The organism is Micromonospora sp. NPDC049529 (genome assembly GCF_055586685.1).
Genome location: NZ_JBVJHT010000002.1, coordinates 199,125 through 218,584 on the forward strand (window position 1 = coordinate 199,125; position 19,460 = coordinate 218,584).

Consider the following 19,460-nt stretch of genomic DNA (forward strand, 5'->3'; position numbering starts at 1 on the left):
GCGCGGCCCGCCGGTCAGCGGTGCCGGGCCAGCCAGGCGTCCTCGGCGGCGTAGTCGAAGTAGTCGGTCCGGTACTTCGTCAGGTCGGTGAACACCGTCCGCCAGTCCCGGCCCCGGGCGGCGTCCACCAGCCAGCTCACCGTCTCCGGCAGCGCCCCGAGATAGTCGGTGACCGGGCGGTAGCCGAGCTGCCGCTGGGCCACGCTCATGTCCAACACCACCGGATTCGCCGTCGACCAGGGCGTCTCGCCCACCGGCGGTGCCGGCGAGGGCCCGTGGATCAGCACCTCGTCGGCCGAGTGGTCGAGCACGGAGTGGATGGCCGCGCCGATCTCCCGTACGGTCGGCGCCTCCGGATCGGCGGCGTTGAGCACCCGGGCGCCCGGCTCGGCGGCGGCCAGCCGGACCAACTCGGCCAGGTTGGCCGTCGAGACCGGGTGGAACCGGCTCTCCCCGCCGTACGCGAGCACCCGCGCCGGCCGGCCGTCCAGGGCCCGCTTGACGAAGTGCCACTCGCGCGGATGCACGGTGTGCGGGCCGTGGATGGCGCCGGCCCGCAACAGCGTGGTGGGCAGCAGTGCCCCGGCGGCGAGCAGTTCCCGCTCCAGGGCGGCCTTCCCGGCCGCGTAGTCGCCGGTGCCGGCGGCGGTGGTGGGCTGGGTCTCGGCGATCGGTACGGGGAACGACACCCCGTCGGCACCGAACCCCAGCCCCCGGTCGTCGAGGTAGACGGCGGCGCTGGAGACCACCACCGCCGAGCCGATCCGGTCGGCCAGCCCGATCAGTTGCCGGGCGTGCCGGGCGTCGTAGGCGACCGTGTCGACGACCAGATCGCACCCGTCGCCGACCGCCTCGGCCAACTCGTCGTCGTTCTCCCGGTCGAGCGGCACCGGGTGCACGAACCAGTCCAGCGGCCACAGTGGCCCGCCCCGGCCGCCCCGGGACCCGGCCCGCACCTGCCAGCCGTCGCGCACCAAGGCACGCACGGTCGCCCGGCCGACCTGGCCGGTCGCCCCGATCACCAACGCAGTCCTGTCCATGCGCCCACGCTAAACGCCCCCTCGGGCCGGTCGGCGCCCCTTCTGCCGACGGCGAATACGCCGACAGCTCAACCGGGTGCGACGATGCCGCCGGCGGTCGTCGCGCCGCTGTCCGCGAGCACCCCGGCTCGTCGGTCGGGCCCCTGCCCCGGCCCGGCGTCCGCGACGTCGCCCCGGTCGCCGCGTACCGGATCAGTGCAAGCGGCCGGGGTGACGGGTCGGGAGGATGCCCGAGTCAGTGGAAGCGGCCGGGGGCGACGTGTGTCGGGTCGATGCCCGGAGCGGGCGCGGCGGCACCGGTGGCCAGCGACGCGAGCAGGCGGCCGAGGCTCGGCGCGACCTGCATGCCGTACCCGCTCAACCCGGCCAGCCAGAGAAAACCCTCCGCGTCCGCGGACCGGCCGACCACCGGCACGTCGTCGGCCGCCGCCGTGCGCAACCCGGCCCAGGCGTGGTGCACCCGGCGGATGCGCAGGGTGGTCGCCTCCTCCACCCGGGCCGCCCCGACCGCGACGTCGAGGTCGTCGGGGCGGACGTCGCCGGGCGGGGTCGGGGTGGCGTCGGCCGGCGAGATCAGCAACCGCCCCGCCTCCGGTTTGAAGTAGAACGTCTCCGCCACGTCCGAGACCATCGGCCACCGCTGGGCGCTGACCCCGTCCGGCAGGTCCACCAGGAACGCCGTCCGGCGCAACGGGGTCAGGCCGACCGGACGTACCCCGGCCAGCTCGGCCACCTCGTCGGCCCAGGCGCCCGCGGCGTTGACCACCTGCCCGCCGGTGAACCGGCCGGTGTCCGTCTCCGCCCGCCAGCCGCCGACCACCGGAACCAGCCCCCGGACCCGGGCCGACCGCACCACCCGACCACCGCCGGCCCGGATGCCCCGCAGAAAGCCCTGGTGCAGCGCGTCCACGTCGATGTCCTGCGCCGGGCGGAGCATCGCCCGGTGGTAGCGGCCGGGGCGGACGACCGGGCAGTACGACGGCACCTCGGCCAGGTCGATCTCCCGGGCCGGGATCGGCGCGGCGAGTTCGTCGGCCAGTGCCGCGTCGAAGCTCGCGTCCTCGCCGGCTGGGCAGAGCGCCAGCACCCCGCGCGGGGTGAGCAGCGGGGCGGTGCCGAAACCCGGCGGCGGATCGTCCAGGAAGGACCGGCTGGCCGAGGTCAGCGCCCGCACCACCGGGCCGCCGTAGTACTCGGAGAAGAGAGCGGCCGAGCGGCCGGTCGCGTGGTAGCCGGCGACCGGCTCCATCTCCAGCAGGATCACCCGACCGTACGCGGCCAGGTGATAGCCCGCGCTGGCGCCGGCTATCCCACCGCCGATGATGAGGAAGTCAGCGTCCACGGCCGCTGACCGTAGCCGGTCAAGGCGGAGACGGCAATCAATGCTGAGACAGTTTCGGGTGTGATCGGGAAATCGGGGACCACCCTGAGTGGGATCAGGGATTTCCGGGTGTGATCGAGGGGTTCGCCCCGGAGGTTTCTGTTGGCGGACCAATCTACGGTGAAGCCATGGCGCAACGGGGGTGTGAGCATGGCGGACTGGTTGGCGCAACTCGGTGAACTTCCGGGAGCGCTCTACCTGACGGGGCTCGGCGTGATCATGTTGCTCGACGCCATCCCGTTGGTGGGCGTGCTGGTGCCCGGCGACATCGCGGTGCTCGCCGTGGTGGGCACCGGCCGACCGGGCGGACCCGCCGGTGCCTACCTCAGCGTGATTGCCGGCTGCGTGGTCGGCTGGTCGTTGAGCTTCCTCGCCGGTCGGCTCTTCGGCGACCGGATCCGGCGAGGTCGGATCGGTTCCTGGATCGGCGAGGCACGGTGGGCCGCCGCCGAGGGCATCCTGCACCGCGGTGGCGGCCGGATGGTGATGGTGGCTCCGTTCCTGCCGGTGTTCAACGCGTTGCTGCCACTGGCCGCCGGTGGCCTACGGATGTCCTACCGACGCTTCGTCGCCTGCGCGGCACTCGGTGCCGCCCTCTGGGCCGGGCTGTACGTGCTGCTGGGCACGGCGGCGAACTCACTCGGTGGACTGTTGCCCGGAGAGTCCTTCACGATGCTCGCCACGGTCGGAATCGGCCTGACCGTCGGCTGGGTCGTGCTGTACGGTGCCCGCCGCCGTTGGCTCAGCGCGGCCGGACATTCGCTGCCTGCGGACCCTTCTGCCCCTGGGTCACCTCGAACTCGACCTGCTGGCCCTCGTTGAGCTCCCGGTAGCCCTGGCTGTCGATGGCGGAGTAGTGGACGAAGACGTCCGGTCCTCCGCCGTCCTGCTCGATGAAGCCGAAGCCCTTTTCTGAGTTGAACCACTTCACGGTGCCGGTTGCCATCCAAATCTCCTTAACGGGTGTGCGACGGTGGTCGTCCCACACCTCACCGACACTAGCGTTCCGACCCGGTTGATGCGGCGCGAAGTCGCGGCTAGGCGACAGGTAGTCGATATCGGGGGCCCGAAGGGCCGGTCTACGGCATGCTGGACCGGTGACGAGACGGACGGCGGGCCCGCTAGCCGATCTCGAACGCAAGATCTCCGCGACGGATGCCGGCGGACTGGACCGGCTCCGGCTCGTCGAGGTGCCGTTCGTCCCCGAGGTACGCCTGCATCTGGCCCAGGACGCGATCGTCTGGTGGGCCAGGATGGAGGCCGAGGCCGGGGCGGTGCTGGCGCCGCCGTACTGGGCGTCGGCGTGGCCGGGCGGGCAGGCACTCGCCCGTTACGTGCTGGACCATCCCGAGGCGGTCACCGGTCTGCGCGTACTCGACCTGGCGGCCGGCTCCGGGTTGGCCGCGATCGCCGCCGGGCTGGCCGGGGCGGCGACGGTGACCGCGAACGACATCGACCCGTACGCGCTGGCCGTGATCGGGATGAACGCGCGGGCCAACGGGGTGCAGGTGCGCCAGGCCGACGGGGACCTGCTCGACGGCGACGGAATCGATGCGGACCTGGTCCTGGCCGGTGACGTCTTCTACCGTCGGGTGCTGGCCGACCGGATGCTGCCGTTCCTGGAGCGGGCCGCCGCGCGGGGTGCCCGGGTGCTGGTCGGCGACCCCGGGCGGGTCTACCTGCCGGCGGACCGGTTCCGGGTGCTGGCCAGCTACCACGGTTCGGCCAGCGACTCGGTCGAGGACGCGGAGATCAGTCGGATGGACGTGCTCCAGCTGCTGAGCTGACCGGGGGCAGGTCGAGAACCCACGAGTCGCCGTCGCGCCGGAAGCCGAGCCGGTCGTAGTACGGCGCCACCATGCCCGGCGGGCTGACCACCCGGCGGAAGCCCCGGTCGGTGAAGAGCCGGCTGCGCCGGTAGACGAACTCGCCCGGGGTGAAGTCCCGGAACCTCGGGGTCACGTAGTCCAGCACGATCCGGGCCACCTCGGGGTCCCGGCCGTCGACCAGCACCACCCCGACCACCTCGTCGGCGCGTACGACCAGGAAGGCCGTCCGGTCCGGTTCGGTGCCGTGCCACTCGAAGCCCGGGTTGAACCGGGCGATGTCGGCGCCGTGCACGCGCAGCGTGTGGGCCAGGAAGCCGTCCCCGGTGCCGACCTCGACGACCTGGTAGGCCCGTTCGTCGTGCCGGGTGGCGAGCATCCGGCGCAGGTACCAGATGTTGATCGCGGCGATCACCACGTTCAGCCCGACCCCCGGCCAGACCGCCAGGGCGGCGTTGTAGCCGATCAGCACCAGGGAGCCGACCAGGTTCAGCGCGCGCAGCCGCAGCACCCGGGTCTGCAACAGGGACCAGACCAGCACTGCGGAGCCGAGCCAACCGATGATGTCCAGCCATGTCACCCGGCGAGGGTAGCCCCTGGTCAGCCGGGCTGCCCAAATGCGGACGCCGGTCTCGGGTACCGGGTGGAGATCCTCTGGCGGCGGACCCACGCGCAGCGGCTCACCTCGGGCACCGCCATCCGGCAGGCGATCCGTACCGGGCAGCGGTGGGAGCACCTGGTGCCGGCCGCCGTGGCCGCGTACCTGCGCCGGTCGGCGGTGCCGGGGCCGGATCGGTGACACGCGCGGCCGTACGCTCGTCCGATGAGACGTACCACCGGCGATACCACCACGAGTATGGTGCTTCGTATGGCAGACAAGGTCACGTTGAGTCTGAACCCGGACACACTGGCCCGGGCGCGGGCCGCCGCCGGCCAGGAGGGGATGTCCCTGTCCGCGTGGATCGACCGGGCCGCCCGCCGGGAGGCGATGCGCGACGCCGCCCGCCGGCAGGACGAGTGGCTGGCCGCCAACCCGGACGTACGCGACGAGCTCGACGGGTTCGACCGGCTCGCCGACAACCTCGAAACGGGCTGGAATGACCTGGCCGAGGCGGCGTGAACCGCGGTGAGATCTGGACCGTCGGCGATCCCAGCCAGGTGCGTTACCGGGTGATCGTGCTCTCCGGTGACGCGCACAACGACCGGCCGAGCGCGTCGCCGTACTGTGCGCCGATCGTCCGCCAGCGCGGCTCGGCGGAGTTGCCGCCGTTCGTCGTACCGCTGGCCGAGACCGACCCGATGACCGGGGTGGTGGTGGTCAACCGGATGCGCCGGGTGCCGGCCGTCGCCGGGGTTGAGCGGGTCGGCATGGCCACCGGGGCGAGCATGTCCCGGATCGTCGAGGCGTTGAAGGACCTCTTCGAACTCTGACCCGGGACATGCCGCGTCGGACTACCAGCCGCGGGCCCGCCACTCGCCGAGCGCGGGACGTTCCGCGCCGAGGGTGGAGTCCCGCCCGTGTCCGGGGTAGAACCAGGTCTCGTCCGGCAGCCGACCGAAGATCTTGGTCTCCAGGTCGTTCATGATGCTGTCGAAGTGGGCCGGATCGGTGGTTTTTCCCGGGCCACCGGGAAACAGGCTGTCGCCGGTGAACAGGTGCGGGATGCCGGCCGGGTCGCTGTAGAGCAGGGCGATCGAGCCCGGGGTGTGCCCGACCAGGTGGATCACCTCCAGCGCGCAGCCGCCGACCCGTACGGTGTCGCCGTCGACCAGCGTCTCCGAGTCGATCGGCAGGCCCTCGGCGTCGGCGGTGTGGGCCAGGCTGATCGCGCCGGTGGCCGCGACCACCTCCTCCAGCGCCACCCAGTGGTCCATGTGCCGGTGGGTGGTGATCACGTGGCTGAGCCCGGTCTCGCCGGCCAGTTCCAGCAGCCGGGGCGCCTCGTTGGCCGCGTCGATCAACACCTGGTCGCCGGTGGAGCGGCAGCGGACCAGGTAGGCGTTGTTCTCCATCGGCCCGACCGACACCTTGGTGATGGTGAGGTCGTCCAGCTCCCGTACGTCGGGTGCGCCCCCGGGCGAGACATCTCCGCGGTAACTCATCTCGTACCTCTACATCCAGTCCGGTGGGGTGGGCAGGTGGCCGGTCGGGGTGACGGTGAGCCCGGCACCGGTCGACCGGCCGATCAACCAGCCGGCGAGCAGGTGCGCCGGGCCGGTGACGGTGGGTCCGGCCCCGGCCGGGCCGAGGGTCAGGGTGCGGCCGGCGTCGGTCGGCGCAAGCGTCAGCGGCGGTACGTCGTCCCGGGTGGCCAGGTCGCCGGCCGCCTCGTTCAGCAGCCGCTGGGCGAACCCCTCGGGCCAGTCGATCGGCTCGTAGCCGGCGGCGAGGTCGACGTGGTGCACCTCGATCTCGCGCAGCCGGGTCCAGACCAGCACCGCCGCCACCCGGTCGCCCCGGTGCGACTTCACCACCGCCGCCCAGGCGTCCACGGGCATCGCCGCACACGCCTCGGTGAACCGCTTGGCGCCGGCGCGTACGTCGTCCAGGTGCTCCTCGATCGGCCGGCCGGCGCCCGCCTCGATGTCGGCGTCGCGGGCCGCCGCGCTCGCGTACGGCGGGATGTTCCGGCCGGTACGGGCGGCGGTGAGCAGGTTCACCAGCGCGTCGCCGCCGCGGGCGAGGTGGGTCAGCACGTGCCCGCGGCTCCAGCCGGGCAGTCGCGACGGTTCGGCCAGGGTGGTTCGGTCGAGCGTGCCGGCGGTCCGGAGCAGCCGCTCCGTGGCGCGGTCCACCTCGGCGATCAGAACCAGAGGGTCAACGGTCACGTTTCGACCCTAGCCGTCCCGGCCCCGCCGGTGGCCATCGGCGGGGCCGTACCCGGAAATGGCTTTCGTTGGATCGCCGGCAGCCCTTACCGTTCGAGTTGAACGCGTCACCCGGGAGTCGGAGGGAGGTGGGGGCCATGCCGGTCGTCGTGCGCGTCTTCCGCATCCCGGTTCACCACTTCTGACAAGGGCTGACATGAGGTTCGATCTCGCGTCCCTGGGCTGGGACGCCGCGCAGGAGCGCGCGTACTCCAGGCATGACCTGCGGCCGGGCCGGGTGGTCCGGGTGGACCGTGGGGTGTGCGCCGTACTCTGCGCCGACGGGGCGTACCGGGCCAGTCTGGCCGGGGCGGTGCTCGCCCGTGCCGCCGCCGATCCGTCCCGGTTGCCGTGCGCCGGGGACTGGGTGCTGGTCCGGGTCTGGCCGGACGACCGGGTCACCGTCGAGGCGGTGCTGCCCCGGCGTACGGCGATCGTGCGCCGGACCGCCGGCAGGGCGGCCACCGGTCAGGTGCTGGCGGCCAACCTCGACGCCGCCGCGGTGGTCGAGCCGATGCACCCGACCCCGGACATGGCGCGGATCGAACGGATGCTCGCCCTGGCCTGGGCGTCCGGTGCCGAGCCGCTGGTGGTGCTGACCAAGTGCGACCTGGTGCCCGATCCGGCGGCGGTGGCCGCCCAGGTGGCCGAGGTGGCGCCCGGCGTACGGGTGCTGGCGGTGAGCGCGCAGACCGGTGCCGGGCTGGCGCAGCTGCGGCCCCGGGTCGCCCACGGCCGTACGCTGGCGCTGCTCGGCCCGTCCGGTGCGGGCAAGTCGACGCTGGTCAACGCGCTCGCGGGGGCGACCGTGATGGTCACCCAGGGGATCCGGGGGGTGGACGGCAAGGGCCGACACACCACCACCCACCGGGCGTTGATCCCGATTCCCGGCGGGGGAGCGGTGCTGGACACCCCGGGCATCCGGGCGGTGGGGCTGCTCGACGCGGCCGGTGGCCTGGACCACGCCTTCGCCGACGTCGCGGAGTTGGCGGCGGCCTGCCGGTTCGACGACTGTGCGCACCGGGTGGAGCCCGGCTGCGCGGTCCGGGCGGCGCTGGAGGACGGCGAACTCACCCCGCGCCGCTGGGAGAGCTGGTGCAAGTTGCAACGCGAGGTGGCGTTCGAGACCCGGCGCCGGGATGCCCGGCTGGCGGCGCAGGCGCGGGGCACGCGGCGGCGCGGCCGGTCGGAGCGGAGGATCCGGCCGTAGTGAGGGGCGGGCCGCCGCGCTGAGCAGGCCGGATGTGTGGTCGGGAGAAAGTGTCGTACCCCGGGGCTAAAGTTGCCGAGGCGCATTCTTGGCGTCTGCACGACCAGTGACCATCGGTGGCAAGATCATCGAAACTGGGCAGAACCCCAGAAGCTCGACATAACCGTAGAACTTTTCACATCGCAGTAGCTTGTCCGCGCGGACAGGTTCTCGCTTTCTTCTCCCGGGAGTACACGGACAGTGGCCGACCGCATGATCATCCGCGGCGCGCGCGAGCACAACCTGCGTGACGTCAGTCTCGACCTGCCACGGGACGCAATGATCGTCTTCACCGGGCTCTCCGGCTCGGGTAAGTCGAGCCTGGCCTTTGACACGATCTTCGCCGAGGGCCAGCGGCGCTACGTGGAGTCGCTGTCGTCGTACGCTCGGCAGTTCCTCGGTCAGATGGACAAACCGGACGTCGACTTCATCGAGGGGCTCAGCCCGGCGGTGTCGATCGACCAGAAGTCCACCTCGCGCAACCCCCGCTCGACCGTCGGCACGATCACCGAGGTCTACGACTACCTGCGCCTGCTCTACGCCCGCGTCGGCGAGCCGCACTGCCCGGTCTGCGGCGAACGGATCTCCAAGCAGAGCCCGCAGCAGATCGTCGACCGGGTGCTGGCGATGAAGGAGGGCACCCGGTTCATGGTGCTCGCCCCGGTGATCCGCGGCCGCAAGGGCGAATACCTCGACCTGTTCGCCGAACTCCAGGGCAAGGGGTACGCGCGGGCCCGGGTCGACGGCACCGTCTACCCGCTCACCGAGTTCATCGGCGAGGCACCGGCGACCAAGCTGAAGAAGCAGGAAAAGCACACCATCGAGGTGGTGGTCGACCGGCTCACCGTCAAGTCCTCGGCCAAGCAGCGGCTGACCGACTCGGTGGAGTCCGCGCTCGGCCTCTCCGGCGGGCTGGTCCTGCTCGACTTCGTCGACCTGGCCGAGGACGACCCGGACCGGGAGCGGCGCTACTCCGAGCACCTCGCCTGTCCCAACGACCACCCCCTGGCCATCGAGGACCTGGAGCCGAGGGTCTTCTCCTTCAACGCCCCGTACGGCGCCTGCCCCGAGTGCACCGGCCTGGGCACCAAGAAGGAGGTCGACCCGGAACTGGTCGTGCCGGACCCGGAGCGGACCCTGCGCGAGGGCGCGATCCAGCCCTGGTCCTCCGGCCAGACCCTCGAATACTTCCTGCACCTGCTGGAGGCGCTGGGCGAGTCGGAGCACTTCGACCTCGACACCCCGTGGCGCAAGCTGCCCTCGCGGGCGCAGAAGACGATCCTGCACGGCACCGGTGACCAGGTGCACGTGCGCTACCGCAACAAGTACGGCCGCGAGCGCTCCTACTACACCGGCTTCGAGGGTGTGGTGCAGTGGATCGAGCGCCGGCACACCGACACCGAGTCGGAGTGGTCGCGGGACAAGTACGAGGGCTACATGCGCGACGTGCCCTGTGCCGCCTGCGGGGGCGCCCGGCTGAAGCCGGAGGTGCTCGCGGTCACCCTGGGCGGGCGGAGCATCGCCGAGATCTGCGCCCTGTCGGTGGGGGAGTGCGCCGAGCTGCTGGCCGTACTGACGTTGACCGACCGGCAGAAGATGATCGCCGAGCGGGTGCTCAAGGAGATCAACGCCCGGCTGCGCTTCCTGGTCGACGTCGGGCTGGACTACCTCTCCCTGGACCGTCCGGCCGGCACCCTCTCCGGCGGCGAGGCGCAGCGCATCCGGCTGGCCACCCAGATCGGCTCCGGCCTGGTCGGCGTCCTCTACGTGCTGGACGAGCCGTCGATCGGCCTGCACCAGCGGGACAACCACCGGCTGATCGAGACCCTGGTCCGGCTGAAGAAGCTCGGCAACACCCTGATCGTGGTCGAGCACGACGAGGACACCATCCGGGTCGCCGACTGGATCGTCGACATCGGTCCGGGGGCGGGCGAGCACGGCGGCCGGATCGTGCACAGCGGGTCGGTGAAGGACCTGTTCGACAACCCCGAGTCGATCACCGGCGCCTACCTCTCCGGTCGGCGCAAGATCCCCACCCCGAAGCAGCGCCGGCCGCAGACACCGGGGCGGGAACTGGTCGTACACGGTGCCCGTGAGCACAACCTGCGCAACCTGACCGTGCCGTTCCCGCTCGGCCAGCTCACCGCCGTCACCGGGGTCAGTGGTTCGGGCAAGTCGACCCTGGTCAACGACATCCTGTACGCGGTCCTGGCGAACCAGATCAACGGCGCCCGGCTGGTGCCGGGTCGGCACACCCGGGTCTCCGGCCTGGAGCACGTGGACAAGGTCGTCGGGGTGGACCAGTCGCCGATCGGTCGTACGCCCCGGTCGAACCCGGCGACGTACACCGGGGTCTGGGACCACGTCCGCAAGCTGTTCGCCGAGACCACCGAGGCGAAGGTGCGCGGCTACGGTCCGGGCCGGTTCTCGTTCAACGTCAAGGGCGGGCGCTGCGAGGCGTGCAGTGGCGACGGCACGATCAAGATCGAGATGAACTTCCTGCCCGACGTGTACGTGCCGTGCGAGGTCTGCAAGGGGGCCCGGTACAACCGGGAGACCCTGGAGGTGCACTACAAGGGGCGTACCGTCGCCGACATCCTGCAGATGCCGATCGAGGAGGCGGCCGACTTCTTCTCGGCCATCCCGGCGATCCACCGGCACCTGAAGACGCTGGTCGACGTCGGCCTCGGTTACGTACGGCTGGGCCAGTCGGCGCCGACCCTGTCCGGCGGCGAGGCGCAGCGCGTCAAGCTCGCCTCCGAGCTGCAGAAACGCTCCACCGGCCGGACCGTCTACGTGCTCGACGAACCGACCACCGGCCTACACTTCGAGGACATCCGCAAGCTGCTCGGGGTGCTGGAGGAACTGGTCGACAAGGGCAACACGGTGATCGTGATCGAACACAACCTGGACGTGATCAAGACCGCCGACTGGTTGATCGACATGGGCCCGGAGGGCGGCCACCGGGGCGGCCTGGTGCTCGCCGCCGGCTCCCCCGAGGAGTTGGCCGAGGTGGCGACGAGCCACACCGGCCAGTTCCTGCGCCCGGTGCTCGGGCTCAAGGGCGCGCCGAAGGGCTCCCAGGCGGCGACCGCGCGGGCGGAGAAGGCCAACGGTGCCGCCGCGAAGCCGAAGGCCGCGACTGCCACTGCGGCCAAGACGGCGGCTAAGACCGGCAAGACCACCGCCACCAAGACCGGTACGCCGACGGCTCGGGGGCGGCGGGCCGCCTCCGCAGTCTGAATCATGCCCAACTGAACCATTGCCGGCGACCCTGCGTGTCTACAGTCGTGGCCGTGGTACCAGTCCGGCGCGGCCGCCACAGTCGAGAGGAAAGGCTAGGCATGAGTGACGACCAGATCGTGACCGGTCAGGTGCAGACCCGCCGCGCCCTGCTGTTGGGTGCGGGCGCCGTCGGCGCGACCGTGGTACTCGCCGCCTGCGGCACCGACAACTCCACCGGGCCGGCGGCACCGCCGGCCGAAGGCGAGGAGGGTGGGTCCAACACCGGGACCGACGTCCTGGCCAAGACCGCCGACGTGCCGGTCGGCGGCGGGTTGATCTTCGCGGCCAAGGACGTCGTGGTGACCCAGCCGACCCAGGGCGAGTTCAAGGCGTTCAGCGCGATCTGCACCCACCAGAACTGCCCGGTGACCAACGTCGACGGCGGCACGATCAACTGCACCTGCCACAACAGCAAGTTCTCGATCACCGACGGTTCGGTGAAGAACGGACCGGCCACCCGGCCGCTGCCGGCCAAGGACGTCAAGGTCGACGGCGAGAACATCACCCTCGCCTGATCCACGGGCCGGCCCGGCGCGGAGCACACCGCGCCGGGCCCGGATCCGGCTCTGTCACCGGGCAGTGCGACATTCCGGCCTACGATGCGGCCATGCGGCTGACCGTTCTCGGCGCCTGCGGTGCCTGGCCGGAGGCGGGGCAGGCGTGCAGCGGCTTCCTCGTCGAACAGGACGGCTTCCGACTCCTGCTCGACCTCGGCTACGCCACCCTGCCCCGGCTGCTGGACCGGATCGGCGCCGAACAGGTCGACGCGGTCTTCGTCAGTCACGGCCACCCGGACCACTGCGCCGACCTGAACCCGCTGCTGCGGGCGCGACACCTGCGGGCCGAGAAACCCCCACCCCTGCCCGTGTACGCGCTGCCCGGCGCCCTGGACCCGGTGCTCGCCCTAGACCGGCCCGGCATGCTCGACGACGCGTACGTCCTGCACGAGTTCACCGCCGGTGACCGGCTGCGGATCGGCCCGTTCGAGGCGCGGACCCGGTTGCTGCCGCACTTCGTGCCGAACGCCGGGGTGCGGCTGAGCGCCGGTGGGCGGGTGCTCGCGTACACCGGTGACACCGGGCCGAGCCCGGCGGTGGTGGAACTGGCCCGGGACGCGGACCTGCTGGTGGCCGAGGCGAGTCACGTCGACGAGGTGCCGGCGGACTCGGCGAACGATCTGACCAGCGCTCGCCAGGCCGGCCGGTGGGCCGCCGAGGCCGGCGTCGGGATGCTGCTGCTGACCCACTTCTGGCCGGGCACCGACCGGACCGCCGCGCAGGTCGCGGCGGCCGACGCGTACGCCGGGGAGGTGGCCGCCGCGATCCCCGGCCTGACCGTGGACCTCGGCTGAGCCCCGCCCCGGCCCCCGACGGGCTCGGCCGGGAATGACAGGGGTGCGGACTAGGCTTGCTGGCGTGGCTGACCCCTCGACCTACCGACCCGCGCCGGGCACGATCCCGGAGGCTCCGGGGGTTTACCGCTTCCGTGACCCGACCGGCCGGGTGATCTACGTCGGCAAGGCGAAGAGCCTGCGCAGCCGGCTCAACTCCTACTTCGGCGACACCTGGAACCTGCACCAGCGCACCCAGCAGATGGTCACCACCGCCGCCTCGGTCGACTGGGTCACCGTCGGCACCGAGGTCGAGGCGCTCCAGCTCGAATACTCCTGGATCAAGCAGTACGACCCCCGGTTCAACGTCCGCTACCGGGACGACAAGTCGTACCCGTACCTGGCGGTGACGCTGGACGAGGAGTACCCGAGGTTGCAGGTGATGCGGGGCGCCAAGCGCAAGGGGGTGCGCTACTTCGGTCCGTACTCGCACGCCTGGGCGATCCGCGAGACGCTGGACCTGCTGTTGCGCGTCTTCCCGTCGCGGACCTGCTCCTCCGGGGTGTTCAAACGGGCCGGCCAGATCGGCCGGCCGTGCCTGCTCGGCGACATCGGCAAGTGCTCCGCGCCCTGCGTCGACCGGGTCTCCGCCGACGAGCACCGGCAGATCGTCGACAACTTCTGCGACTTCATGGCCGGCAGGACCGACACCATGGTCCGCCGCCTCGAACGGGAGATGCTCGACGCCAGCGAGAAACTGGAGTTCGAGCTGGCCGCACGGCTGCGCGACGACGTCGCCGCGCTGCGCCGGGCGATGGAGAAGCAGACCGTGGTGCTCGGCGACGGCACCGACGCCGACGTGGTCGCGTTCGCCGAGGACCCGCTCGAAGCCGCGGTCCAGGTCTTCCACGTCCGCGACGGCCGGGTGCGCGGCCAGCGCGGCTGGGTGGTGGAGAAGGTCGAGGACCTGACCACCGGCGACCTGGTGCACCACTTCTGCACCCAGGTCTACGGCGGCGAGCAGGGCGAGTCCGACGTGCCCCGCGAGCTGCTGGTGCCGGCGCTGCCGCCGGACGCCGACGCGCTCGCCGACTGGCTGTCGGACAAGCGGGGGAGCCGGGTCAGCCTGCGGGTGCCGCAACGCGGCGACAAGCGGTCGCTGCTGGAGACGGTCGGGCGCAACGCCGGTGAGGCGTTGACCCGGCACAAGTTGCGCCGCTCCGGCGACCTGACCACCCGGAGTAAGGCCCTGGACGAGATCACCGAGTCGCTCGGGCTGCGTACGTCACCGCTGCGGATCGAGTGTTACGACATCTCCCAGATCCAGGGCACCGACGTGGTCGCCAGCATGGTCGTCTTCGAGGACGGGCTGCCCCGCAAGAGCGAGTACCGCAGGTTCATCGTGCGCGGCGCCACCGACGACCTCTCCGCCATGTCCGAGGTGCTGCGCCGACGGTTCGCCCGCTACCTGGAGACCAGGGCGGAGACCGGGGAGCTGGGCGAGGAGAGCACCATCGACCCGGACCGCCCCGGCATCGACCCGACCACCGGGCGGCCGCGCAGGTTCGCGTACCCGCCGCAGTTGGTGGTGGTCGACGGCGGGCAGCCACAGGTGGCGGCGGCCTCGGCGGCCCTGGCCGAGCTGGGCATCGACGACATCGCGCTCTGCGGCCTGGCCAAGCGGCTGGAGGAGGTGTGGCTGCCCGACGACGAGTTCCCGGTCATCCTGCCGCGCACCTCGGAGGGCCTCTACCTGCTCCAACGCGTACGCGACGAGGCGCACCGGTTCGCCATCGCGTTCCACCGCGAGCGGCGCTCGAAGCGGATGACCGTCTCCGGCCTGGACACCGTCCCCGGTCTCGGCGAGGTGCGCCGCAAGGCGCTGCTGCGGCACTTCGGCTCGGTCAAGCGGCTCGCCGCCGCCGGGGTGGACGAGATCGTGGAGGTGCCCGGCATCGGGCGCCGTACCGCCGAGGCGATCATCGCGGCGCTGAACCCGGTCCCGCCGTCGGCCCCACCGACCTGAGTCGCGCCCCGGCATCTCTGCGAGATCCACCGTCAACGGATGCGGTCGCTGTGAAATCCGTCCTGTCCGGCGCCAAACCCTTGCCGGACACGGGAAAGCGGAGCGATGGCATTGATAGCGACAAATCGGAGACATCTGGTTGTGTTCATGTCGGGTCGGTCGAACACTGGTAGGGAAGCGATCCGACCGATGCGACGGGGTGGCATGGATGATCGAGAGCGTGTTTCAGAGTGAGGATCTTCCTGTCGCGGACAGGTTTGATTCCTGGCGTGACCGCATCGGGCGGACACACGCGCCGACTGAGATGAGCAGCGAGCACGCCGCCAATTTTCTCGCGTACCAGCGCATGCTGACACTCGGCGTGGCGTACGTTTGGCCGACGGCCTTCCAACCAGTGATCTTCCGGCGCACGCCGAAACTGATTCGTCAGTCGGACCCCGAGGTGATCCACTTTTCGCTGCCCGTGCGCGGCAGGTTGACGGTCAGTTGGGACGACCGGGAGACGGCCTGTGGACCGCACGATCTTTTGGTTCTCGACTCCTCGCAGCCTCATCAGGTCCGCACCGACGACTGGCCCAGCCTGCACCGTGGCGTGGGGGTCGAGATCCCCAAGGCGTTGCTGCCGTTTCCCAGGAGAAGGGTCGACCAGATGATGGGGCGGTGTCTGCCCGGACGCGACGGCATCGGCAACCTGCTGACCGGATTCCTCTCCGGGCTGACCAGCACCGCCGCCTCCTATCGCCCCGCTGATGGCGCACGCTTGGAGACGGTTCTGACCGATCTCGTGTCGGCGCTGTTCGCCAACGTACTCGACGCGGAGAGCAGTCTCCCGGCGGAGTCCCGGCAACGAACCCTCACCCTGCGTATTCAGACCTATATCCAGCATCATCTGCACGATCCCCACCTCACTCCGGGAGCGGTTGCCGCCGCGCACCACATCTCGACCAGCTACCTGCACCGACTCTTTCAGCAGGAGCAGCTCACGGTCTCGGCGTGGATCCGCCACCAGCGCATGAAACGGGTCCGCACGGACCTGGCCGATCCCACCCAGCGCGCCGCTCCCATCCATCAGGTCGCGGCGCGCTGGGGGTTCATCGACCAGGCGACGTTCAGCCGCGCCTTCCGTGACGCCTACGGTCTTTCGCCGAGGGACTACCGGCATCGGGCACTGCGCCTCTGACGGGTCGCGAGTTCGGCAGCCGGACTGGGCGAATGCCTCCGGCACACCCGCCCGGCGCGCTGGCTAGCTACAGTAGACCGGCCCGATCTCCGCTCCCAGATCCCGGTAGACGACCTGGATCATGATGCACTTCCCGGCCGTGCCGGTGACCCGGACCGCGCCGGCGAAGTACTGGAAATTGCCGGAATCGGTGTCGACCGCCGTGGGGTTGCAAGCGGCGTTCGGGTTGCCCGTGGCGCACCGGTAGAGTGCGATGCCGAGCGGTTGCGCGGTGTTTCGGTTGACGTTCTTCTGTACCCACGCACAATTGGTTCCGCCACTGGCGCTGCTGTAGTAGACGAACACGGAGACCTGCTCACCGATTTCGTCGAAGTGCGGGAGTTCGCCGGTGCCGCAACTCGGCTGAGGGTTGAGTTTGCTGTGCGCGGCTGCCGGAGCGGTGGTCATGGTGAGGGTTGCCGCCAGTGCGATGGCGACGAGGGTTGTGCCGGCGAGAAATCGTCTCGCGAGTCGGTGCACTGGTTGGATCATGCCACTTTCCTTCCTGGATCGTGACCCGGCGCTGTTGCCGGGCGTCGGCCGGCCGATTGGGAGGATTTCCGATTACGACCGGCTCGATTCAACGATGCCGAAGCGTTGGAAGAATGTCGTTGACAGCGGGTCCACAGTCTCTTGTCAATGCGTCTACAACTTGGCGGTCGTACATGCCGTCGGTCCTCGTGCAGAATCCACGGAGATCGCCGGCCAGATCCGATACGCCCGGCCGCCGGTCGGCTCAGTCTTCGAGGCGGCGTTTCTGCGGGTAGACCGTCTCGCCCCGGGCGAGCATCTCGACGAACTGGGCGATCCGGCGGGTCCGCGTCTCGGCCCGCTTGGCGCTGCCGACCCGGTAGATCACGGCGAAGCGGTTCTGCTTGGTCAGGATGTCGAACATCGCCCGCGCCCGGGGCTCCGCGTCCAGCGCGGCGGCCAGGTCGGCCGGGACCTCGGCCGTCGCCGGTCCGGCGTACGCGGCGTCCCACCGACCGTCGGCCTTGGCCCGTTCGATCTCGGCGTGTCCGGCGGGGCGCATCCGGCCGGCCGCGATCAGGTCGGTGACGAGGGTGACGTTCCGGGCCGACCAGGGGCTCGCCGACCGGCGCGGCGTGAACCGCTGGTGGTACGTGGTCTCGTCGCGGCGGCGGGCCTGGCTGTCGATCCAGCCGTGGCAGAGCGCCTCCTCCACCGCCTGGGCGTAGGTGAGGCTGGTGGGGTCGGTGCTGCCCTGCTTGGCCAGCAGCAGCCACACCCCGTCCGAGTCGCCGTGGTGCGCGTCGAGCCACCTGCGCCATTCGTCCTGGTCGGCGACGGTCAGTTCGGGCTGCTCAGGGCTCACGGTCGGCTCCTTCGTGGGGGTGGTCGCCGGCTGCGGTGCCGGACTGGTCGGGGCGTGGTGTCGCCGGGGGTCGTTCGGCGACCAGCATGACCCGGCGGAGCAGGTCGGCCAGGGTCCGGCGTTCGTCCGGGTCGAGGGCGTCGAGCAGCCGGTGGTCCTCGTGGCCGAGCACATCCATCGCGCCGAGCCAGGCGGCGTGGCCCTCCTCGGTGAGCTGGATGTCGACCCGGCGGCGGTCGGTCGCCGACGGGATCCGGCGGACAAAACCGCGCCGTTCCAGCGCGTCGAGGCGGGCGGTCACCGACGGTGGGGCCATCTCCAGGTCGGCGGCGAGTTCGGACGGGGTGGCCCGGCCCCGCCGCCCGGCGAGCACGTGCAGGGTGTCGAACTCGTGCCGTTGGAAGTCGAAGTCGACCAGGTAGCGCTCCTTGACCCGGCGCAGGTGCCGGGCCAGCCGGGTGGCGCGGGTGACCACGCCCTCGACGTCGGGGTCGAGACCGGGCAGGACCGGAAGCCATCGGTCCACGTGGTCGTCGGTCCAGTCGCGCTGCTCCACGGACGTACTCTACGTCACTATCGAATTATTCGGTGGCGAAAGATTCGACATCGAATTAAGTTTTCGGCCGTGAACCATCCGCTCCGGCTCCGTGCCTTCCGGCTGCTCTTCGTCGGCCGTACGCTCTCCGCGCTCGGCGACGCCGTGGTGCCCGCCGCGCTCGCGCTCGCCGTACTCCGGGTCACCGGCTCGACCTCGGCGCTGGCCCTCGTCCTCGGCTGCGCCCTGGTCCCCAAGCTGCTGCTCCTCCCGCTCGGCGGCGTGGTCGCCGACCGGTTCGACGCCCGCCGGGTCGCCCTCGTCACCGACCTCGTCCGGGGCGCCGCCCAACTCCTCGTCGGCCTCGAACTGCTCGGCGCCGACCCGACCCTGACCCACATCGCCGCCGCCTCGGCGATCGGCGGCATCGCCTCCGCGTTCGCCGTGCCGACCGCGTCGCCGCTGGTCGCCGGCACCGTCGAGGGACCCGCCCGGCAACAGGCCAACGCCCTGATGGGGGTCGCGTCCAGCGCCACCCGACTCGGCGGGCCGGCGCTCGCCGGACTGCTGATCTGGACCGCCGGACCGGGCTGGGCGTTCATCCTCGACGGTGCGACGTTCGTCGCCAGCGCCGCGTTGCTGGCGATCATCCGGGTACGCCGCACCCCGGTCGAACGCCGGTCACTCCTTGCCGACCTGGTCGAGGGCTGGACCGAGGTACGGTCCCACGACTGGTACTGGACCAGCCTGCTCGCCCACGCGGCCTGGAACGGTGGCGCGGCCGTCCTGGTCACCCTCGGTCCCGCCGTGGCGGTCGACCAACTCGGCGGCGAGGGCGTCTGGGTGCTGATGCTGGAGGCGGGAGCGGTCGGGCTGCTGCTCGGCTCACTGCTCGCCGGACGGGCCCGGCTGCGCCGGCCGATCCTGGTGGCGAACCTCGGTCTGGCGACCTACGCCCTCCCGCTGATTCTGCTGGCGGTCGCCGCACCCGCCCCGGCCGTGATCGTGTCGTACGGGCTCGCGCTGGCCGCGCTCGGCTTCCTCAACCCGGTCTGGGAGACCGTGGTCCAGACCGAGATACCGCCGCACGCCCTGGCCCGGGTCACCTCCTACGACTGGCTGCTCTCGCTCGCCGCGATGCCGGTCGGCTACGCCCTCGCCCCGCTCGCCGCCAGCCTCTGGTCGGCGCAGACGCCCCTGGTGGCGGCCGGGATCATCGTCGCGCTCGGCTGCCTCGGCACCGCCGCCGTCCCCGGCGTACGCCGAATCGGCACCGCAGGCGCCGCCGGTACGCCCGGCCCGTCGGACAACGACCCGGAACACCTGCCGGACCAACGACCGCTTGCGGTAAACCGTCCCTGATCA

At 71.3% G+C, this 19,460-nt stretch carries 21 protein-coding genes; 12 read left to right on the forward strand and 9 right to left on the reverse strand.

The window, feature by feature from the left end; all coding sequences use genetic code 11:
* Nucleotides 1–14: 14 nt before the first annotated feature.
* Both ACZ6QQ_RS03655 and ACZ6QQ_RS03660 read right to left on the reverse strand, forming a co-directional pair.
* Nucleotides 15–1,040, reverse strand: coding sequence for an NAD-dependent epimerase/dehydratase family protein (locus ACZ6QQ_RS03655; protein WP_465874046.1), 1,026 nt, complete (start codon nt 1,038–1,040; stop codon nt 15–17).
* Nucleotides 1,041–1,275: 235 nt separating this feature from the next.
* Entirely contained in the window at nt 1,276–2,382 is a 1,107-nt protein-coding gene (locus ACZ6QQ_RS03660) for an NAD(P)/FAD-dependent oxidoreductase (RefSeq protein WP_465874048.1), read from the reverse strand.
* Nucleotides 2,383–2,571: 189 nt separating this feature from the next.
* On the opposite strand from ACZ6QQ_RS03660, the gene ACZ6QQ_RS03665 reads away from it, so the two are divergent.
* A complete protein-coding gene (locus ACZ6QQ_RS03665; RefSeq protein WP_465874051.1) occupies nt 2,572–3,243 on the forward strand; it encodes a DedA family protein in 672 nt (223 codons plus the stop codon).
* On the opposite strand, the gene ACZ6QQ_RS03670 is transcribed toward ACZ6QQ_RS03665, so the two are convergent.
* Nucleotides 3,164–3,367, reverse strand: a complete 204-nt coding sequence (locus ACZ6QQ_RS03670; RefSeq protein WP_121155518.1) for a cold-shock protein — start codon at nt 3,365–3,367, stop codon at nt 3,164–3,166. The genes ACZ6QQ_RS03665 and ACZ6QQ_RS03670 overlap by 80 nt on opposite strands.
* Nucleotides 3,368–3,518: 151 nt before the next feature.
* On the opposite strand from ACZ6QQ_RS03670, the gene ACZ6QQ_RS03675 reads away from it, so the two are divergent.
* Nucleotides 3,519–4,208 (forward strand): class I SAM-dependent methyltransferase, encoded by a 690-nt coding sequence (locus ACZ6QQ_RS03675; RefSeq protein ID WP_465874052.1) that lies wholly within the window; start codon nt 3,519–3,521, stop codon nt 4,206–4,208.
* On the opposite strand, the gene ACZ6QQ_RS03680 is transcribed toward ACZ6QQ_RS03675, so the two are convergent.
* Nucleotides 4,174–4,827, reverse strand: coding sequence for a hypothetical protein (locus tag ACZ6QQ_RS03680; RefSeq protein ID WP_465874054.1), 654 nt, complete (start codon nt 4,825–4,827; stop codon nt 4,174–4,176). The two genes, ACZ6QQ_RS03675 and ACZ6QQ_RS03680, sit on opposite strands and share 35 nt — an antisense overlap.
* Before the next feature lie 63 nt (nt 4,828–4,890).
* On the opposite strand from ACZ6QQ_RS03680, the gene ACZ6QQ_RS03685 reads away from it, so the two are divergent.
* From ACZ6QQ_RS03685 to ACZ6QQ_RS03695, 3 genes are all read left to right on the forward strand, one after another.
* Complete coding sequence (locus ACZ6QQ_RS03685) at nt 4,891–5,046, forward strand: hypothetical protein (protein ID WP_465874056.1); 156 nt, start codon at nt 4,891–4,893, stop codon at nt 5,044–5,046.
* A gap of 69 nt (nt 5,047–5,115) precedes the next feature.
* The gene (locus ACZ6QQ_RS03690) at nt 5,116–5,367 is read left to right on the forward strand and encodes a hypothetical protein (RefSeq protein WP_465874057.1); all 252 of its coding nucleotides are present in this window, start codon (nt 5,116–5,118) and stop codon (nt 5,365–5,367) included.
* Nucleotides 5,364–5,678 (forward strand): type II toxin-antitoxin system PemK/MazF family toxin, encoded by a 315-nt coding sequence (locus ACZ6QQ_RS03695; RefSeq protein ID WP_465874058.1) that lies wholly within the window; start codon nt 5,364–5,366, stop codon nt 5,676–5,678. Before ACZ6QQ_RS03690 ends, ACZ6QQ_RS03695 begins: the two co-directional genes overlap by 4 nt.
* 21 nt (nt 5,679–5,699) lie before the next feature.
* Here the strand turns inward: ACZ6QQ_RS03695 and ACZ6QQ_RS03700 are convergent, their stop codons facing one another.
* Nucleotides 5,700–6,350, reverse strand: coding sequence for an MBL fold metallo-hydrolase (locus ACZ6QQ_RS03700; RefSeq protein WP_465874059.1), 651 nt, complete (start codon nt 6,348–6,350; stop codon nt 5,700–5,702).
* Between the two features lie 9 nt (nt 6,351–6,359).
* On the reverse strand, nt 6,360–7,076 hold the full coding sequence (locus ACZ6QQ_RS03705; protein ID WP_465874060.1) for a maleylpyruvate isomerase family mycothiol-dependent enzyme: 717 nt from the start codon (nt 7,074–7,076) through the stop codon (nt 6,360–6,362).
* A 196-nt stretch (nt 7,077–7,272) separates the two neighbouring features.
* Between ACZ6QQ_RS03705 and rsgA the strand changes: the two genes are divergently transcribed.
* From rsgA to ACZ6QQ_RS03735, 6 genes are all read left to right on the forward strand, one after another.
* Nucleotides 7,273–8,325 carry a ribosome small subunit-dependent GTPase A gene (gene rsgA / locus ACZ6QQ_RS03710; protein WP_465874061.1) on the forward strand — a complete coding sequence of 351 codons (1,053 nt, stop codon included), beginning with the start codon at nt 7,273–7,275 and terminating at the stop codon, nt 8,323–8,325.
* Nucleotides 8,326–8,565: 240 nt separating this feature from the next.
* Nucleotides 8,566–11,607 carry an excinuclease ABC subunit UvrA gene (gene uvrA / locus ACZ6QQ_RS03715; protein WP_465874063.1) on the forward strand — a complete coding sequence of 1,014 codons (3,042 nt, stop codon included), beginning with the start codon at nt 8,566–8,568 and terminating at the stop codon, nt 11,605–11,607.
* 101 nt (nt 11,608–11,708) lie between these two features.
* Entirely contained in the window at nt 11,709–12,164 is a 456-nt protein-coding gene (locus ACZ6QQ_RS03720) for a Rieske (2Fe-2S) protein (protein WP_465874065.1), read from the forward strand.
* A gap of 92 nt (nt 12,165–12,256) precedes the next feature.
* Nucleotides 12,257–13,000 carry an MBL fold metallo-hydrolase gene (locus ACZ6QQ_RS03725; RefSeq protein WP_465874067.1) on the forward strand — a complete coding sequence of 248 codons (744 nt, stop codon included), beginning with the start codon at nt 12,257–12,259 and terminating at the stop codon, nt 12,998–13,000.
* 64 nt (nt 13,001–13,064) lie between these two features.
* Complete coding sequence (gene uvrC, locus ACZ6QQ_RS03730; protein ID WP_465874069.1) at nt 13,065–15,005, forward strand: excinuclease ABC subunit UvrC; 1,941 nt, start codon at nt 13,065–13,067, stop codon at nt 15,003–15,005.
* Nucleotides 15,006–15,213: 208 nt separating this feature from the next.
* Complete coding sequence (locus ACZ6QQ_RS03735) at nt 15,214–16,185, forward strand: helix-turn-helix domain-containing protein (RefSeq protein ID WP_465874070.1); 972 nt, start codon at nt 15,214–15,216, stop codon at nt 16,183–16,185.
* 63 nt (nt 16,186–16,248) lie between these two features.
* Here ACZ6QQ_RS03735 and ACZ6QQ_RS03740 read toward each other — a convergent pair whose 3' ends face one another.
* From ACZ6QQ_RS03740 to ACZ6QQ_RS03750, 3 genes are all read right to left on the reverse strand, one after another.
* Nucleotides 16,249–16,716 (reverse strand): hypothetical protein, encoded by a 468-nt coding sequence (locus tag ACZ6QQ_RS03740; RefSeq protein ID WP_465874071.1) that lies wholly within the window; start codon nt 16,714–16,716, stop codon nt 16,249–16,251.
* Nucleotides 16,717–16,960: 244 nt separating this feature from the next.
* Nucleotides 16,961–17,560, reverse strand: a complete 600-nt coding sequence (locus tag ACZ6QQ_RS03745; protein WP_465874073.1) for a YdeI/OmpD-associated family protein — start codon at nt 17,558–17,560, stop codon at nt 16,961–16,963.
* Nucleotides 17,550–18,116, reverse strand: a complete 567-nt coding sequence (locus ACZ6QQ_RS03750; RefSeq protein WP_465874075.1) for a MarR family winged helix-turn-helix transcriptional regulator — start codon at nt 18,114–18,116, stop codon at nt 17,550–17,552. Before ACZ6QQ_RS03750 ends, ACZ6QQ_RS03745 begins: the two co-directional genes overlap by 11 nt.
* Nucleotides 18,117–18,185: 69 nt before the next feature.
* Between ACZ6QQ_RS03750 and ACZ6QQ_RS03755 the strand changes: the two genes are divergently transcribed.
* Nucleotides 18,186–19,457, forward strand: a complete 1,272-nt coding sequence (locus tag ACZ6QQ_RS03755) for an MFS transporter (RefSeq protein WP_465874076.1) — start codon at nt 18,186–18,188, stop codon at nt 19,455–19,457.
* The last annotated feature ends 3 nt before the right edge of the window (nt 19,458–19,460 follow it).